A 16023-nucleotide genomic window follows, 5' to 3' on the forward strand; every position below is an offset into this window, starting at 1 on the left:
ACGGAAACCACGCATGACGAACGCAACTCTGGAAGCCACCGTGCTCGACACGCTCAACGGCGGGCTCTTCATCGGCGGCGAATGGGTCGACGCTGAGGGCGGCAAGACGCTCGCGGTCATCGACCCGTCGACTGGTCGCACGATCAAGGAGATCGCGGATGCGTCGGTCGCCGATGGCACTCGTGCCCTCGACGCCGCCGTCGCAGCGCAAGACGCCTGGGCGGCCACCGCTCCTCGTCAGCGCGGCGAGCTGCTGCGCCGCGCCTTCGACCTGCTGCAGGACCGCAAAGAGGAGTTCGCCCTGCTCATGACGCTCGAGATGGGCAAGCCGCTCGCCGAGGCGCGCGGCGAGGTCGCCTACGGCGGCGAGTTCCTGCGTTGGTTCAGCGAAGAGGCCGTGCGCATCTCTGGCCGCTACGGCCTGAACCCCGAGGGCACGGGCAACATGATCGTCTCGCAGCGCCCGGTCGGCCCGTCGTTCTTCATCACGCCGTGGAACTTCCCGCTCGCGATGGCGACGCGCAAGATCGCGCCGGCGTTGGCGGCCGGATGCACCGTGGTGATCAAGCCCCCGGCCCTCACGCCGCTCACGACGCTCGCCTTCGTGCAGCTGCTCGAAGAGGTCGGTTTGCCGGCCGGCGTCGTCAACGTCATCGCGACGTCGACCTCTTCGAAGGTCTCTGGCCCGATCATCGCCGACCCGCGCTTGCGCAAGCTGAGCTTCACGGGTTCGACCGAGGTTGGCCGCAGCCTCATGAAGGAGGCGGCCCAGGGCATCCTCCGCACGTCGATGGAGCTCGGCGGCAACGCGCCCTTCGTCATCTTCGACGACGCCGACCTCGACAAGGCGGTCGATGGCGCGATGCTCGCGAAGTTCCGCAACATCGGGCAGGCGTGCACGGCCGCGAACCGCTTCATCGTGCACGAGTCGGTCGCCGAGGAGTTCGGCAAGCGCGTCGCCGAGCGCGTGCAGGCGATGCGCGTCGGCCGCGGCACTGAAGACGGCGTCGCGATCGGCCCGCTCATCGACGCGAAGGCCGTCGCCTCGACCGACGAGCTCGTGACCGACGCCGTGAACAAGGGCGCCACGGTGCTCGCGGGCGGCAGCCCGATCGACGGCGAGGGCACGTTCTACGCCCCGACCGTGCTCGGCTCGGTGCCGGCCGACGCGCGGCTGCTTCGCGAAGAGATCTTCGGCCCGGTGCTCGGCATCACGACGTTCTCGAGCGAAGACGAGGCCGTGCGCCTCGCGAACAACACCGAGTACGGCCTCGTCTCCTACGTCTTCACGCAAGACCTCGCCCGCGGCCACCGCATGATCGACCGCCTCGCCACCGGCATGATGGGCCTGAACACGGGTCTCGTCTCCAACGCCGCCGCGCCGTTCGGCGGCATCAAGCAATCGGGCATCGGCCGCGAGGGCGGGCTCGAGGGCATCCACGAGTACCTCGACACGAAGTACACCCTCATCCCCGTCAGCTGATCCACACCGCCGGTCGAGTAGCGAGCGCAGCGAGCGTATCGAGACCAGCAGCAGGGTCTCGATACGGCCCTGGAGGGCCTACTCGACCGGCGGAAACGAACTGAAGGAAGTACCTGCACATGGAACGCATCGACTGCGACGTCGTCATCGTCGGCGCCGGGGCATCCGGCCTCACCGTCGCCAACCGCCTGAAGGACGCCGGCCGCTCGGTCGTCGTGCTCGAGGCGCGCGAGCGGGCGGGCGGCCGTCTCTGGACCGACGACATCGACGGCGCGATGCTCGAGATCGGCGGCCAGTGGGTCTCGCCCGATCAGGATGCGCTCATCGAGACGCTCGACGAGCTCGGCCTCGACACCTACCCGCGCTACCGCGAGGGCGAGAACATCTACATCGGCCCCGACGGCGAGCTGAAGAAGTTCGAGGGCGAGATCTTCCCGGTGCCGCGCGAGACCGAAGAGCAGATCGTCTCGCTCATCGACAAGCTCGACGCCCTCGTCGCCGAGATCGACCCCGACCGGCCATGGGCCCACCCGCGGGCCAAGGAGCTCGACGAGATCTCGTTCGCGCACTGGCTCGAGACCCAGACCGACGACCTCGAGGCGCGCGAGAACATCGGCATGTTCATCGCCGGCGCGATGCTCACGAAGCCCGCGCATGCCTTCTCGGCCCTGCAGGCGCTGCTCATGGCGGCATCTGCCGGTTCGTTCTCGAACCTCGTCGATGCCGATTTCATCCTCGACAAGCGGGTCGTCGGCGGCCTGCAGCAAGTGCCGCTGCTGCTCGCCGAGCGACTCGGCGAGGCTGTGCGCCTCGGCCAACCGGTGCGCACCATCCGCTGGGGCGGCCTCGGTCAGGGGCGAGCGGATGCCGCGCCGACGGGTGTCGTCGCCGTGACCGACTCGCTCGAGGTGCACGCACAGCACGTCGTGCTCGCGCTGCCGCCGATCCTGATCAACCGCATCTCGTACGACCCGCCGCTGCCGCGTCGTCAGCAGCAGTTGCACCAGCACCTCTCGATGGGCTTCGTGATCAAGGTGCACGCCGTCTACGAGACGCCGTTCTGGCGTGCGGCCGGCCTCAGCGGCACGGCGTTCAGCCCGTACGAACTCGTGCACGAGGCCTACGACAACACGAACCACGACGACCCGCGCGGCACCCTCGTCGGCTTCGTCTCCGACGAGGAGGCCGACGGCGTCTTCTCGCTCACGCCCGAGGAGCGCAAGGCCAAGATCCTCGAGTCGCTGTCGCATTACTACGGGCCCGATGCGCTGAACCCGGTCGTCTACTACGAGAGCGACTGGGGTTCCGAGGAGTGGACCCGCGGCGCCTACGCCGCGAGCTTCGACATGGGCGGCCTCGCCCGGTACGGCTCCGACCTGCGAGCGCCCGTCGGGCCGATCCACTTCTCGTGCTCCGACATGGCGGGCAAGGGCTACCAGCACGTCGACGGTGCGATCCGCGTCGGCCGCGAGGTCGCCGCCGAGATCCTCGAGGCCGGCTGATGAGCTCGCCAGCCCGCATCGTCGTCGGCTACATCGCCAACGACAGCGGCGCCGACGCCCTCGCGCTCGCGACTCGCATCGCCCGCGCCAGCGAGGCCGTGCTCGAGGTCGTCATCGTGCTGCCGAGCGAGGCGCGCACGAGCATCGTGCCGAAGGATGCCGGGTACGAGCGCTTCCTCAGGGAGCGCTCGCGCACGTGGCTGGCCGAGGCCTCGGCCGCGCTCGGCGACGACGTCGCCCAGTCGCTGCACATCCGCTACGCGGAGTCGTTCGCCGAGGGGCTCATCGCCGCCGCGCACGAGTTCGACGCGGCGCTCATCGTCGTCGGCGCGGCTCGCGGCGGCCTGCTCGGGCGATCGCGCATCGGCTCCGTCGCGAACGAGCTGCTGCACTCCTCAGACGTTCCCGTGGCGCTCGCGCCGTCGGGCTCGCGAGAGGTGTCGCCCGGGCAGGGCGTCACCCGCATCACCGCCGCGGTCGGCACCCGGCCCGGCGCAGACGGGCTGATCGAGGCATCCGTTCGCCTGGCCCGGCTGACCCACGCACCGCTGCGCCTGCTCTCGCTCGTCTCCATCGACCTGCCCGCCGGCATGGACGAGGAGCTCGCCGAACTCACGAGCACCGTGCACGCCGACGAGGTGCTGCTCGCGGCCCGGCGCTCGCTGCCGGCGAGCGTGGAGGCCACGGCGGTCACCGCGAAGGGCGCCACCATCGAGGCGGCCGTGCAGTCGCTCGACTGGCACGCGGGCGAGCTCGTGCTCGTCGGCTCGAACCGGCTCGCGACGCCGAGCCACCTGTTCCTCGGCTCGACCGCAGCGAAGATGCTGCGCGAGCTGCCGGTGCCGATGATCGTGGTGCCGCGCACCGCGACGCCCGGCGCCACAACCTGAAAGAGATCGCAATGACGCACCCAGCAGAACCGACCGCGCCGCTCACCGAGGCGTCGCGCGCTATCGACGGCGCCGACCACGGCATCTCGAAGAAGGGCCTCTCGGCCGGGTCGGTCGGCCTGATCGGCGCCATCGTCATCGGCATCTCGTGCATCGCGCCGGCGTACACGCTGACGGCCGCGCTCGGGCCGACCGTGTCGGAGGTCGGCGTGCAGGTGCCGGCGATCATCCTCGTCGGGTTCATCCCGATGCTGCTCGTCGCGTTCGGCTACCGCGAGCTCAACCGTCGCATGCCCGACTCGGGCACCTCGTTCACGTGGGCGACGCGCGCGTTCGGCCCGTGGGTCGGCTGGCTCGCCGGTTGGGGTCTCATCGCGGCGACGATCCTCGTGCTCTCGAATCTCGCGGGCATCGCGGTCGACTTCCTGTTCCTGCTGATCTCGCAGATCGCCGGTAATCCCGATATCGCGGGCATCGCGGCGAACCCGCTCGTGAATGTGGTGGTGTGCCTGCTGTTCATGCTCGGCGCCACCTGGATCTCGTACCGCGACATGCAGACCACGCAGAAGCTGCAGTACTGGCTCGTCGGGTTCCAGGTGCTCGTGCTCCTGATCTTCTCGGTCGCCGCACTCGTCGAGGTCGCGAACGGCAACGCCTTCGACGCCACGGCGATCGACCTCTCGTGGTTCAACCCGTTCGCCGTCGAGTCGTTCTCGTCGTTCGCGGCGGGCCTCTCGCTCTCGATCTTCATCTTCTGGGGCTGGGACGTCACGCTCACGATGAATGAAGAGACGCGCGGCTCCGAGAAGACGCCGGGCCGCGCGGCGACGATCACCGTCGTCATCATCGTGGTGCTCTACCTGCTCATCGCGGTCTCGCTCATCGCGTTCGCGGGCGTCGGCGACGGGGAGTTCGGGCTCGGCAACCCCGACATCCAGGACAACGTGTTCTTCCACCTCGCCGGCCCGATCCTCGGTCCGCTCGCGGTGCTCGTCTCGCTCGCGGTGCTCACCTCGTCGGCGTCGTCGTTGCAGTCGACGTTCGTATCGCCTGCTCGCACGCTGCTCGCGATGGGCCACTACGGCGCCCTGCCCGAGAAGTTCGCGAAGGTCAGCCCCCGCTTCTTCACCCCCGGCTACGCGACGATCGTCTCGGCGACCGTGGCGTCGGGCTTCTACGCCGTCATGCGCTTCGTGAGCGAGAACGTGCTGTGGGACACCATCACCGCCCTCGGCATGATGATCTGCTTCTACTACGGCATCACGGCGTTCGCGTGCGTGTGGTTCTTCCGGTCGGTGTGGTTCCGCTCGGTGCGGAACTTCGTCTTCACGCTGCTGTTCCCGCTCGTGGGCGGCGTCATTCTTGCGGTGCTGTTCTTCACGACGCTGATCGACAGCATGGACCCCGACTACGGTTCGGGTTCGTCGGTCTTCGGCCTCGGGCTCGTCTTCGTGCTCGGCATGGTGGTGCTGCTCTCGGGCGCCGTGATCATGCTCTGGCAGTGGCGCAAGCGTCCGGCGTTCTTCCGCGGCGAGACGCTGTCGCGGGCGGTCGCCGAGGACTGAGCCGCCGCGCGCTCCTCATCGCCGCCCCAGCATCGAGTCGCCCGCTTCGGCCGGTGTGCGGGCGGCCGTACCCGCAGAAGTGGGCGAGTCGACGTCCGTGAGCGGGGTCAGCCGATCGGGGCGAGTGGTGGTGGCGTCCAGGCTCCGGTTCGAACGGCGTCGCGCGGCAGGTAGAGCCGCAAGTCGGCCGTGAACGGCTTGCCGGCCGGCGTGGGAAGCCAGTTCGACTCAGGGGTTCCGGCCGGCAGCTCAGGCGCGAACGTCAGGGTTGTCGCCCCGTCGGCGTCGGTTTCCAGGGGCCGACCGGATCCGACGGTGAATCGGCCCGCGCTGTTCGGGACGAGCATGTAGTCGGGCTTGCCGTACACCGTCAACGACCAGAATGCGTCGACGACCGCGTCAGGAAGCGCGTCCGGAGCGAACCTCATCCGGTACACGTGGTCGCCCGTGGTCGGGGCGCCGTTCGCGTCGACGTGAAGGAGTTCGTAGACGGCTTCCCTGGAGGAGTTCCACCAGATGCCGCCGAAGTTGGCGGTGGCGCGGAACCAGTAGTCGTCGCCGAACTTCGGGTACGCGGCGGTCGAGGACCATCCGTTGGTGACGTTGCCGAAGTGCACGACGAAGTCCATGAACGCAGGCACCGCGGCCGAGTGGATCTGCTGGTCGAGGTCCGCTGCGCGGTCGGGGTCGTCCCGCAGGAACGCGCTGATGCGGCGCACGATGGGCTGCAGCTCATCGGCTCTGCCGCAGGCATCCACCGGGGTGAGCGCGGCCGACAGGTATGGCTCGGTGAACATCCATGCCCCCGGCAGGTGCGCATTGTCGAACGCGGGGATCTCGATCGGAGTCGATACCGCCGGCGACCCGGTCGAGGAGAGCTTGAACCCGTGCTGGAGCTGCACCGCGGTATCGACGTCGTCTCCGATCTGGACGCGAGTGAGCAGCTCCGCCTTCGGCGACGGGATATCGACCCGGTAGCAGCCCTCGGGGATCTCGGGAGAACTGCCCGCCAGGCAGATCGCGTACCGCCCATTCGGATGATCCGGGAAGTTTCGGTCGTTGATGTTGTGCGTGATCTCCGCCCACTCGTCCACGATCTGGGCCGTGTAGTACCTGCCGGCCGGGACGACAGGGATCTCGAGGATCGAGGGGGTGTGCTCGTCGACGGCGATCCACGCCTCGGAGTAGACGACATCGAGGTTCGGGTTCACGAATGTGGGCGCGGATGCCGCGGAAGAGCCCACGACCACTGCCGGGTTGTGCTTGAGGACGTTGTACCCGACGCCGTCCTCGGCGAGATCGATCCCCTCCTGCCGCATCACCAGGTAGCGGCCCAGCAGGTACACCCACGCTTCTGTGACCTGCTCGTTCGTCGGCGAAGTCGTGTCAACCATCTACATCCCCCCAGATGCGCGATCCAGGTGATCGCTGCGCTTCCACCATATGTCGAGACGCTCCGAGAGCCCCGGTAGCGACGAAGAGTTGAACGAGCTGTAACAGGGGCTTTGCACGTGTGAGGCGCGGACTACTCCCAGGTCGCGGTATCCGGATCGATGCCGTGGTGGCGCGCTGATTCGTCGATGCTCTGACGGAACCACGTAGTGAGCCCGGCGGCTTCAGCCTGATGCTGTCCGGCCGCCCTGGGTCGAGCAGCGTCCGTCATGGAGATCTCCGATCCGTTCGTCTTCCGCAATCGCTCCCGCCTTACGAACCCCCGGGCACCCGCGGATCCCCCGCGCGACGGATTCAGCACCACGGGACACTCATCCGCCGACGCCGCTCAGCGTCGAGTCGCCCACTTCGGTCGGCGAGCGCGCAGTCGAACCCGCCGAAGTGGGCGAGTCGACGCGAACGACGCCAATCGCCACGAAACGGAGGTGTCGCAGGCGACGGTTCGCGACGGCGGTCGCGAGAGAAGAATAGGGTCGGCCCATGAGCAGAACAGACCGTGCGAGCCTTCTCGTCCATGTTCCTCGCGAAGACGCGTTCGCGGCGCTGACCAGTGAAGTCGCGCTGCTCAGCTGGTTGCCGCCGAAGGGCATGCACGGCCGGTTCGAGCGATTCGACCTGCGCACCGGCGGCTCATACCGCCTCGTGCTGACGTACGACGACGCCTCCGATTCACCGGGCAAGTCCTCGCCGGACTCAGATGTCTCAGAGGTTCGCATCTCGCGCGTGGACCCGGGCGAGCGGATCGTGCAGGAGGTCGATTTCGATTCCGAAGACCCCGCGATGCAGGGGACCATGCAGATGGAGTGGCAGCTGCGAAGCATCGAAGAGGGCACGATCGTCGAGATCGTGGCGCGGAACGTCCCCGATGGTATTCGCGCTCGCGACCACGCGGAAGGCATCACCTCGTCGCTCTCGAACCTCGCCGCGTACCTCGAGCCGTAGTCGCGGTCACGACCGCGCCGGCCGTCCCACGGTCGGCTGATCGATCCGCGTGACATCACGTGGAGCAGAGTGCGCGCCGCTTCCGTCGCATAGCCATGGCCCCATGCGGCCTGATTGAGGCAGTAGCCAAGGGAGGCGCTCCGGAAGTCGGGATTCCAGCCGTTGAAGGTGCACCAGCCGACAAAGGCCCGGTCGGACGTGCGCTCGATCGCCACGCGCGCACCGCTGCCTTCTTCCGCCATCCGCTGGCATCCAGCCATGAAGCGTGCGACCGAAGCCCTGTCGGTCCACGGCGGCGAGTCCCAGTAGCGCAACACGTGGGCGTCGCTCTGCAATGCATAGAGGTCGTCGGCGTCGGCATCATCGAACGGACGCAACCGAATTCGCTCAGCCTCCCCAAGACTCCGCGTACGACGCTACGCGGGTATCACGGGGGCCGGCGTCCACGTCTGGTCGAGGATGGCTGTGGTGGGCCCGTATGCGCGGAGGTAGAGCGAGAACGCCCCGTCGGGGGCAGGGAGCCAGTTGGCGATTGCCTCAGGGTCAGTGGGCATCGGGCCACCGGCTGTGATGGTGAGAGCTCCCGCGTCGTCGATGTGGAGCGTCTTGTTCTTGGTGCCGAGTGAGTAGCGGTTCAGGTCGTTGGCGTGGAAGAAGTGGTGCTCGTTGTAGAGCGTGAGCGACCAGAAGCCATCGACTGGGGGCAGGTCGCCTGCAGCGAACGTGACACTGTACGAGTGCGCGCCGTCGAGGCGGTCTCCGTTCGCGTCGAGGTCTTGGTAGTAGTAGCAGGTCTCGTTGGGACTGTTGACGAAGATGTTGGCCTTGGCCATCGCCGTGCGAGCGAGGTAATCGGTGCCGAATTGTGCGCCGTTGCGTTGCGTAGTCCAGTGGGCGGCACTCGGGATGCCGATATTGCGGAACTCGAAAAGGTCCTGGATTGGTCCTGCATCGGCTTCCTTGGCTGCCTCGACGACCAGGTCATGCACGCGCGGATCAACAGCCGCAGCGTCCACGAGGGTCCGGAACCAGTCGTAGAGCGCCGTCTCGCCGGGGCGTGGGGGGACCTCGTCGAGGACCGCGGAGAGATCGGTGACGAACGCCCCCGGGTCAACCCAACGTGTCTCGACCTCGCCGTCACTGTCATCGGCGTCGCCGTATGAGGGAACGGCACTCCAATCCATCGTCTTCGTCGTGCCGTCGAACTCGGCAAGGGGGTACATGCAGATCTGGTCGACCAAGGCCGCGATCGCGAGACGGTCCTCGGCGGTGTCGTCCATGAACACCCTCGGGATCACGACCCCGACCGCCGTGTCGAAGCGGAACACCCCGGCGATCTGGTCCGGAACATGCCCCTCCCACCCGGTCGGTGCCAGCAGATAGAAGCCAGGGGCGGTGTCGTACATCGCCCCCAGACTCACGAATGAATCGGTGCGCTGATCGACTGCTTGGTACACCCAGAACCTGCCACCGAAGTCGGGGACCTGAATGATTGACGGACCGACCTCGGCCGCGACCATCCCGAATCCGTAGGCGACGTCCTGGTTCGGGCATGCGACCAGACGCTCAGCCGGCTCCACGTAATCGCGCAGCATCGCCAACCGACCCAACGGTGCCACTGGCGCGATCCCCTTCAGCAGCCCCGGAGCCGGCAACTGACGCATGACCGACTGTCGGTTGTGCATGTTGATCAACGGCCACGCCCACAGATATGCCGAGGACGTGAGTAGGCGAACATAGCTGTCAGGGAGCTGGAACGTCGAAGAAGCCATGCTGCCATGCTGACAGTGCCGAGCAGGCGCGTCCAGCAAGTCGACGACCGGGGTCGAGGCCGTAACGGGGCAGAAGCAACCAAGGCGAGCGTGCCGCAGCTGATGGCAACGATGAGCATCGCAACAACGCCCGTGACACGAATTCGGTTTCTCCGTTGCGGCATCCGTGAATCGATCAAGAGCGTCGCCAGCGCGACCAACACCACTGCGCCTGCGCCAGCGAAGCTCCAGGCCGCCTGCACGGTGTAGTCCGACAATGGCCGCGGCGGCATCACGAGCGGGATAGCAAATCGCAGGTTCGCGAGGCAGACGAGCAGCCCGGCGAGTAACGCCGCCACGATCACAACGCCCACGGTCGCAGGGGCGACCCTGTGTCGTCTTGAAAGGTCATCGCGACCATCCTGCACTCAGCTGACTATCGACTGACGAATGACACATCGAGGTACAGCAGATGCTCGCGGGCGAGCACCGCGGTGAGAACCCGATCGCCGAGGTTCGCTGCAACTCCCAGAACGTGCGGGTCGGTGCCGATGCGCATGCCCTTCATGAGCCAACCGGGCCGCGCTGAGGCTGTCCGTCTGCAAAGCTCGATCGCGTGACCGTCCTCCGAATTGCGATCCTGTTCGTCCTCGCGGCCGTCGCGGAAATCGGCGGAGCCTTGCTCATCTGGCAAACCGTGCGCGAATCTAAGCCGTGGTGGTTCGCCGGCCTCGGCGTGGTCGCCTTGGGCGCGTACGGGTTCATCGCTGCGTTCCAACCCGACGCCAACGCCCAGTGAGGGCTGGACGTATCTGGTTCTGCGGCCTCAAGCCGCTTGCGCAGTGTGACAAGAAACCCGGGGTTTCGGATGTTTGTGGCGCCAGCCCCGAACTGCCGCCGACGCAGCCGCTCGAAACGGGAACTGCTGGCTCGATCTCGACCGAGTCGGAGTAGCGGGCGGGGTCGCAGAGTGTCCCTCGCCGCCGCGCCCCGCCCTGAGTACGATCTGGAGATGGGCAACCTCGACGATGTGCGCCCGCAGGGTGAATCCGAAGCCGCTCCCGAGAAGGAGCCGCCGTACCAGGCGCTCTTCCCGAACCTCGACCGCGTCTCGTCCTCATCGTTCAGAAGCGGCACGGTCAGTCGTCGACGCATCAATCGGGCGCTCGCTGTCATCGCGGTCATTCCCGTGGTGGTGCTCGCGGTCGTCTTCCTGCCCCAGCTCTTCAACCGGTGAGCCGAGGTCGCCCCTGCACCAGCATGGGGCGACCTCGCCGTCGGAGAGGCGCGGTGCGTCAGCCCGCGGCGACCGCGATCTCGTTGGGGGTCGCCTCGAGGTCACCGGTCGCGATGACGTCTCCGGTGCTCAGATCGACCGCGTGAACGCGGTTCGCGGCGGGCTCGGTGACGTAGGCGATCTCGCCGGAGATGACGATCGCGGGGTGGGCATCCTGCCATTCGGCCGGACCCTCCCAAGCCTCGATCACGGGGAAGGAATCGGTGATCTCGCCCGTTGCGGGGTCGAGCACGTGGATCGACCCATCGGTGGCCAGGATGTATGCGAGGTCGGCCGGCCCGCGCGCGACGTCGCGGAAGGTGTACTCGACGCCCTCGGGAAGCTCGACGACCTCGAGCGTCTGCGCAGCCGTGTCGATCAGCGTGACCGCGTCGAGCAAGTAGCCCTCGGCGTCAGGGTCGTTCTTGTAGTCGCCGACGATGATCGGGCTGGTCTCGCTGACGTAGGCGTTGCCGATGCGGCCGTACGGCTGGTCGGGTGAGTCGACCTTCACGATCTCGCCGTCGGAGTAGATCAGTGCCCCGTTCTCGCAGCCGAAGACGACGACCTCGTTCTCGGCGGTTCCCTCGCCGTGCACGCCGGGGCACTGGTCGCTCTCGGCGATCACCGCGCCCGAGGCATCCCGCACCGCGATGCCGTTGCGACCGTCGGCGTTGCCGACGGTCGTGAGGAACGTACCGTCTTCGAGCACGACCGAGACCCCGTGGTGCGCCTCGACGCCCTCGACGGTTTCGGTCTCGGGCAGTTCGTCGGAGCCAGCGAGGCCGGCGAGGTCGGCGGTCTCGAAGATGGTGGTGTCACTCGTGCCGTCGGCGTAGAGGATCGTCTTGCCGCCGTGGCGCACGACGTGGCCGGGGGCGTCGGCCTCGAACACGAGGTCGGTCAGCTCGGCGTCGCCGGTCGTGCCCGCCGCGGTGTCGAGCACCTGGAAGCCCTCGCTCATGGTCACCATGACGTGGCGGCCGTCACCGGCGGGGTTCAGGCGGGTGAACTGCTCGGCCTCGAGATCGGCGACGGTCTCGAGGGTTTCGCCGTCGAGCACGAGGATGCCGCCGTCGTAGGAGACGGCGAGACGGGCGCCCGCTTCGGCGGGGCTCGAGTCGCCGGCGTTGTCAGAGGCCGAGCCCGCGCTCGCGCCAGATGAGCAGGCCGCGAGTGTCACGACCGCTCCGAGGGTGAGTGCGGTGAGGCCCGCGCGGCGGAGGGGTGAGGTGTGCATGTGTGCTTCCTTCTTTCGGTGGTGGAATCGGGCGCTCAGGGCGAGAGCCCGGCGGTGATGCGCTGCGTGTTGACGCGCATCATGGTCAGGTAGTCGGGCGCGCCGCCGTCGGCGTCGGTGAGCGACTCGGTGAAGAGCTCGATGACGTCGACGTGCACGTCGGCTTCGCTCGCCAGGACCTGCACGAGCCGGTCGGGCGACGACGATTCGGCGAAGATCGCTGGCACCCCGGTCGACTCGATGGCGGTGGCGAGGTCGGCCAGGTCGGAGGCTGACGGTGCGGCGAGCGTCGTGCCCCCGGGAATCACCGCGCCGACCACCTCGAAGTCGAATCGCTCCGCGAGGTAGCCGAAGACGTGGTGGTTGGTCACCAGCGCCCGCCGCGCAGCGGGAATCGCCGAGAATGCGTCGGTCATCTCCGCATCGAGCGCCTCGAGGTCGGCGCGGTAGTCCGCGGTACGCGAGGCCACCGTGGCGGCATCGATGCCGTCGAGGCCGGCGAGCACGGGTTCGAGCGCGTCGATGACGTCGAGCATGCGGGCCGGGTCGGTCCAGAAATGCGAGTCGGGCATGCCGGCCGCGTCGCCCTCGCGGTAGTCGAGCACGTCGATCACCTCACCCGCGACGAAGGTCGCGACGTTGTCGGCGGCGGCACCGCTGAAGTGCTGCTGAAGCCCCTCTTCGAGGCCGAGCCCGTTCGACACGATCAGATCCGCAGTCATCAGCCGGCCCGCCTCCTGTGCCGAGATCTCGAACGAGTGCGGGTCGGCGTTCGGCTTCATCAGGGTCATCACCTCGGCCTGGTCGCCGACCAGCTGATCGACGACATCGCCGAGGATGTTCGTCGAGACCACGACGAGTGGGCGCTCATCGCCGACGCCCGAAGCGCAGCCGGCGAGACCGGCCGCGGCCGCGACCACGACGGCTGCCATCGCGGTACGCCGAGTGCGGATGCCGGATCGGAGCATGATCATCGCCCCGTCTCGGCGGTGAATGCCGGCGGCGTCGCCGTGTCGAAGGTGCGTGCGATTCGGGCGCCATCGGCGAAGTCGATCTCGAACAGTCGCTGTTCGACGGGCGCGCTGAGGTACGCGCGCTGCTGGTCAGCGATGAGCGCGGGCGCATGCCCCGCGGCCAGTGACTCGGCGACGAGCGCATCGGTCTCCCCGAGCACCGAGCCGTCGGCCCCGCTCAGCACGAGCACGCGCCCGTCTGCAGCGAGGGCGAGCACATGCTCGTCGTCATCGTCGACCGCCGTCGCACTCACGAGCGGGGCCGGTGCCGGCAGCAGCCGCCACGACCGCGCACGGGTGTCGAGCAGCCAGATGCCGTTCGTTCCGGCGAGGCCGGCCACCGTCGGGCGGCCCTCGCGGTTGGCGAAGGCGGTCGCCGCCGGTGCGGTCGCGTCGGCGGGATAGGGAACCCGTTCGAGCGTGAGCTCGTCGTCGTCCACGGTCGCGAGCAGGGCTCCGTCGCGGCATCCGATGACCGCGCCGACCCTGGTCGTGATCGTTCCGGATGCGTCGGCGCACGGTTCCCGGAGTCCGGTCGGTTCACCGTCGGCGGTGTAGCCCGCCACGGATGTCGCGACGCCGTGCTGCCCCTCGGTGACGAGTGCGAACGAGCCGACCGGCACGGTCATGCCGGCATGCCCGTCGGTCTCGAGTCGGAAGCGTTCGACCACTTCGCCCTTCGAGAGGGCTTCAGTGTCGAGGAGCACGGCCTCGCCCGAGCCGGCGAAGAAGAGGCCGGTGCCGCCGCTGGTCGAGAGGTTGGTCGTCGCGACCGTGAGCGCACCCTCGCCATCGACCGTGCCGAGGAGGCTCGGGTCGGCCCGGTAGTAGTGGAAGTGGTCGACGTGGTCCCACGTCCACACGCCGCTGTCGACGATCTCGAGGCCAGCGTCGGTCTGCACGAAGAGGTACCGGCCATCGGTGGTCATCGCGAGCGGTGCGTCGATCGTGCCGAGATTGCTGACGCGTTCGGAGAGCAGGTCGAGGTGGGTCACGGCCCCGGCGGGATCGATCGTCGTGAGCCCCAGCTGCGGCTCCGCGAGTTCGGCGGCGCCGGCGACCGCGCCATGGCCAGCGGTGGCGCTCGCTCGATCATCGGAGGTCGAGGTCGAGGTCGAGGTCGTGGAGGCCGGTGCGCCGGCGCAGGCGCTGAGCGTCAGGCCGAGGGCGGCGAGCATGGTGAGGGGGAGGGTGCGGGAGCGCACGGTGTCCTTCCAGGAGGGTTCGGATCAGGCGAACCGAGGCAGTTCCGGCCGGGGATCGCAAGCAGGTCGTCAGGCGGTCATGGGTACGGCGAGTGGTCGAGGTCGCACGAGATCGATAAGCGATCGAGTCGCCCACGACAGCGCCGCGAGGAGGATCGCGGCAGCGGCCACGGATGCGCCTGCGGCGGTCGCCGCGTGCCAGGAGACGAGCAGTCCGATGACGACGGCGGCGACGCCGAGCACTGCGGCGAGCAGCATCCTGCTGGGAATCCGGTTCGTCCAGTGACCGGCGGCGACGGCGGGTGCGAGCAGCAACCCGACGACGAGGAGGGAGCCGACCGCCTGATACGAGGCGACGACGGCGATCGTGACGAGGCCGACGAGTGCGGCCTGCGCGAGGCGCGGCTTCAGGCCGAGCACTGCGGCGATGCGTGCGTCGAGGGCGAGCGCGACCAGCGAGCGGTGCGCGACGACGGCGACGATGATTCCGACTGCGGCGGCGATCGAGAGCAGCACGAGGTCGGCGGGCGCGATGGCGAGGATGTCGCCGAACAGGATGGAGGTGGCGTCGGTGGCGAAGCTGCCCGAATGGGAGATGATGATGACGCCGAGAGCGAGCATCGACACGAAGAGCAGGCCGATGCTGGTGTCGTACGACAGCTTGCCGCGGCGCTGCAGCGCCCCGATGCCCACGCTCATCGCGATCGCGCTCAACGCGCCGCCGGCGAGCACCGGCAGGCCGAGCACGGTCGCGAGGGCGACACCCGGCAGCATGCCGTGGGCGAGCGCTTCGCCAAGGAACGCCATGCCGCGGATGACCACCCAGGTTCCGACGACTCCGCACAGCACGGCGACGAGGCTGCCGCCGAGCAGGGCGCGCTGCAGGAAGTCGAGCGCGAACGGCTGCAGCAATGCTTCGGTCATCGGGGTCACGATGTCCGACCGTAGCGTTAACGATAATGATTCTCAAACTCATATACTGACCAGGTGCCGCTCCTTCCCGCCCTGCCCCCTGCCGTCGTTCGCCTTCGCGGTATTCACGTCGCCTTCGCAGGTCGACCAGCTCTCAGCGATGTCGATCTCGACATCGAACCGGGCGCGGTGACGGTCATCGCGGGCCCGAACGGCGCCGGCAAGTCGACGCTCCTCGAGGTGATCGCGGGCACCCGGCGGCCGGTGTCCGGTACCCGCGCTGCGGCCGGCGCGATCGCGTTCGTGCCCCAGCGCACCGCGGTCTCGGACCGACTGCCGGTGACCGTCAGGGATGTCGTGACGGTCGGCGTTTGGGGGCGCATCGGTTCATGGCGGCGACTGGACGCCGACGCCCGTGCCGCCGTCGATGACGCGCTCCAACGGCTGAGGATCGCCGAGCTCTCAGCGCAGTCGTTCGCCGCGCTCTCGGGTGGGCAGCGTCAGCGAACCTTGCTCGCGCAGGGCGTCGCCCGAGGCGCCGAACTGCTGCTGCTCGACGAGCCGACGACCGGGCTCGACGCCGACAGCGCCGAACGCATTCGCGCGGTCATGCGCGTCGAGGCCGACCGTGGGGCGGCGGTCGTCTGCGTCTCGCATGATCCGGCCGTGATCAACGACGCCGACCGCATCGTGCGCCTCGCCGACGGTCGCGTGCTCGCCCACGCGGAGCGCTGACACTCCAGCGCGTGAGCAGCCCCGCGGCCCTGCTGCCCGCTCTCCGCCCCCGCCTCG

At 68.4% G+C, this 16023-nt stretch carries 14 protein-coding genes and 2 pseudogenes; 8 read left to right on the top strand and 8 right to left on the bottom strand.

All coding sequences use genetic code 11. The features are described from left to right. The first annotated feature begins 13 nt into the window (after window positions 1-13). From H521_RS0102325 to H521_RS0102340, 4 genes are all read left to right on the top strand, one after another. Entirely contained in the window at window positions 14-1483 is a 1470-nt protein-coding gene (locus tag H521_RS0102325; protein WP_022891422.1) for an NAD-dependent succinate-semialdehyde dehydrogenase, read from the top strand. Window positions 1484-1602: 119 nt separating this feature from the next. Beyond that, window positions 1603-2985 (top strand): flavin monoamine oxidase family protein, encoded by a 1383-nt coding sequence (locus tag H521_RS0102330; protein WP_022891423.1) that lies wholly within the window; start codon window positions 1603-1605, stop codon window positions 2983-2985. Continuing rightward, window positions 2985-3875 carry a universal stress protein gene (locus H521_RS0102335; RefSeq protein ID WP_022891424.1) on the top strand — a complete coding sequence of 297 codons (891 nt, stop codon included), beginning with the start codon at window positions 2985-2987 and terminating at the stop codon, window positions 3873-3875. The genes H521_RS0102330 and H521_RS0102335 overlap by 1 nt, the downstream gene beginning before the upstream one ends. A gap of 11 nt (window positions 3876-3886) precedes the next feature. Beyond that, window positions 3887-5440, top strand: a complete 1554-nt coding sequence (locus H521_RS0102340) for an APC family permease (RefSeq protein WP_022891425.1) — start codon at window positions 3887-3889, stop codon at window positions 5438-5440. Window positions 5441-5547: 107 nt separating this feature from the next. Here H521_RS0102340 and H521_RS0102345 read toward each other — a convergent pair whose 3' ends face one another. Then, on the bottom strand, window positions 5548-6834 hold the full coding sequence (locus H521_RS0102345) for a DUF1214 domain-containing protein (protein ID WP_022891426.1): 1287 nt from the start codon (window positions 6832-6834) through the stop codon (window positions 5548-5550). Window positions 6835-7372: 538 nt separating this feature from the next. On the opposite strand from H521_RS0102345, the gene H521_RS25690 reads away from it, so the two are divergent. Beyond that, on the top strand, window positions 7373-7834 hold the full coding sequence (locus H521_RS25690; RefSeq protein WP_022891428.1) for an SRPBCC domain-containing protein: 462 nt from the start codon (window positions 7373-7375) through the stop codon (window positions 7832-7834). A 65-nt stretch (window positions 7835-7899) separates the two neighbouring features. Here H521_RS25690 and H521_RS25695 read toward each other — a convergent pair. The 3 genes and pseudogenes from H521_RS25695 to H521_RS26560 form a co-directional block, all read right to left on the bottom strand. Further along, a pseudogene (locus tag H521_RS25695) lies at window positions 7900-8211 on the bottom strand (GNAT family N-acetyltransferase); the annotation flags it as partial. A 39-nt stretch (window positions 8212-8250) separates the two neighbouring features. Further along, the gene (locus H521_RS21070; RefSeq protein WP_022891429.1) at window positions 8251-9606 is read right to left on the bottom strand and encodes a DUF1214 domain-containing protein; all 1356 of its coding nucleotides are present in this window, start codon (window positions 9604-9606) and stop codon (window positions 8251-8253) included. 415 nt (window positions 9607-10021) lie between these two features. After that, complete coding sequence (locus H521_RS26560; RefSeq protein ID WP_281167443.1) at window positions 10022-10144, bottom strand: hypothetical protein; 123 nt, start codon at window positions 10142-10144, stop codon at window positions 10022-10024. 57 nt (window positions 10145-10201) lie between these two features. Between H521_RS26560 and H521_RS21075 the strand changes: the two are divergent. After that, window positions 10202-10375 (top strand): annotated as a pseudogene (locus H521_RS21075) (YnfA family protein); the annotation flags it as partial. A 222-nt stretch (window positions 10376-10597) separates the two neighbouring features. Then, entirely contained in the window at window positions 10598-10822 is a 225-nt protein-coding gene (locus H521_RS0102375) for a hypothetical protein (RefSeq protein WP_022891432.1), read from the top strand. Window positions 10823-10880: 58 nt separating this feature from the next. Here H521_RS0102375 and aztD read toward each other — a convergent pair whose 3' ends face one another. The 4 genes from aztD to aztB form a co-directional block, all read right to left on the bottom strand. Beyond that, on the bottom strand, window positions 10881-12101 hold the full coding sequence (gene aztD, locus H521_RS0102380; RefSeq protein WP_022891433.1) for a zinc metallochaperone AztD: 1221 nt from the start codon (window positions 12099-12101) through the stop codon (window positions 10881-10883). A 35-nt stretch (window positions 12102-12136) separates the two neighbouring features. Next, a complete protein-coding gene (aztC, locus tag H521_RS0102385) occupies window positions 12137-13069 on the bottom strand; it encodes a zinc ABC transporter substrate-binding protein AztC (protein WP_026481797.1) in 933 nt (310 codons plus the stop codon). Between the two features lie 2 nt (window positions 13070-13071). Further along, window positions 13072-14319, bottom strand: a complete 1248-nt coding sequence (locus H521_RS0102390; RefSeq protein ID WP_026481798.1) for a hypothetical protein — start codon at window positions 14317-14319, stop codon at window positions 13072-13074. A gap of 69 nt (window positions 14320-14388) precedes the next feature. Beyond that, a complete protein-coding gene (aztB, locus tag H521_RS0102395; protein WP_022891436.1) occupies window positions 14389-15243 on the bottom strand; it encodes a zinc ABC transporter permease AztB in 855 nt (284 codons plus the stop codon). 63 nt (window positions 15244-15306) lie between these two features. Here aztB and aztA point away from each other — a divergent pair, with 63 nt between their 5' ends. Beyond that, entirely contained in the window at window positions 15307-15966 is a 660-nt protein-coding gene (gene aztA / locus H521_RS0102400; protein WP_022891437.1) for a zinc ABC transporter ATP-binding protein AztA, read from the top strand. Window positions 15967-16023 lie beyond the last annotated feature (57 nt).

The sequence above is a fragment of the Agromyces subbeticus DSM 16689 genome (assembly GCF_000421565.1).
In the GTDB taxonomy this organism is placed as follows: Bacteria; Actinomycetota; Actinomycetes; order Actinomycetales; family Microbacteriaceae; genus Agromyces; species Agromyces subbeticus.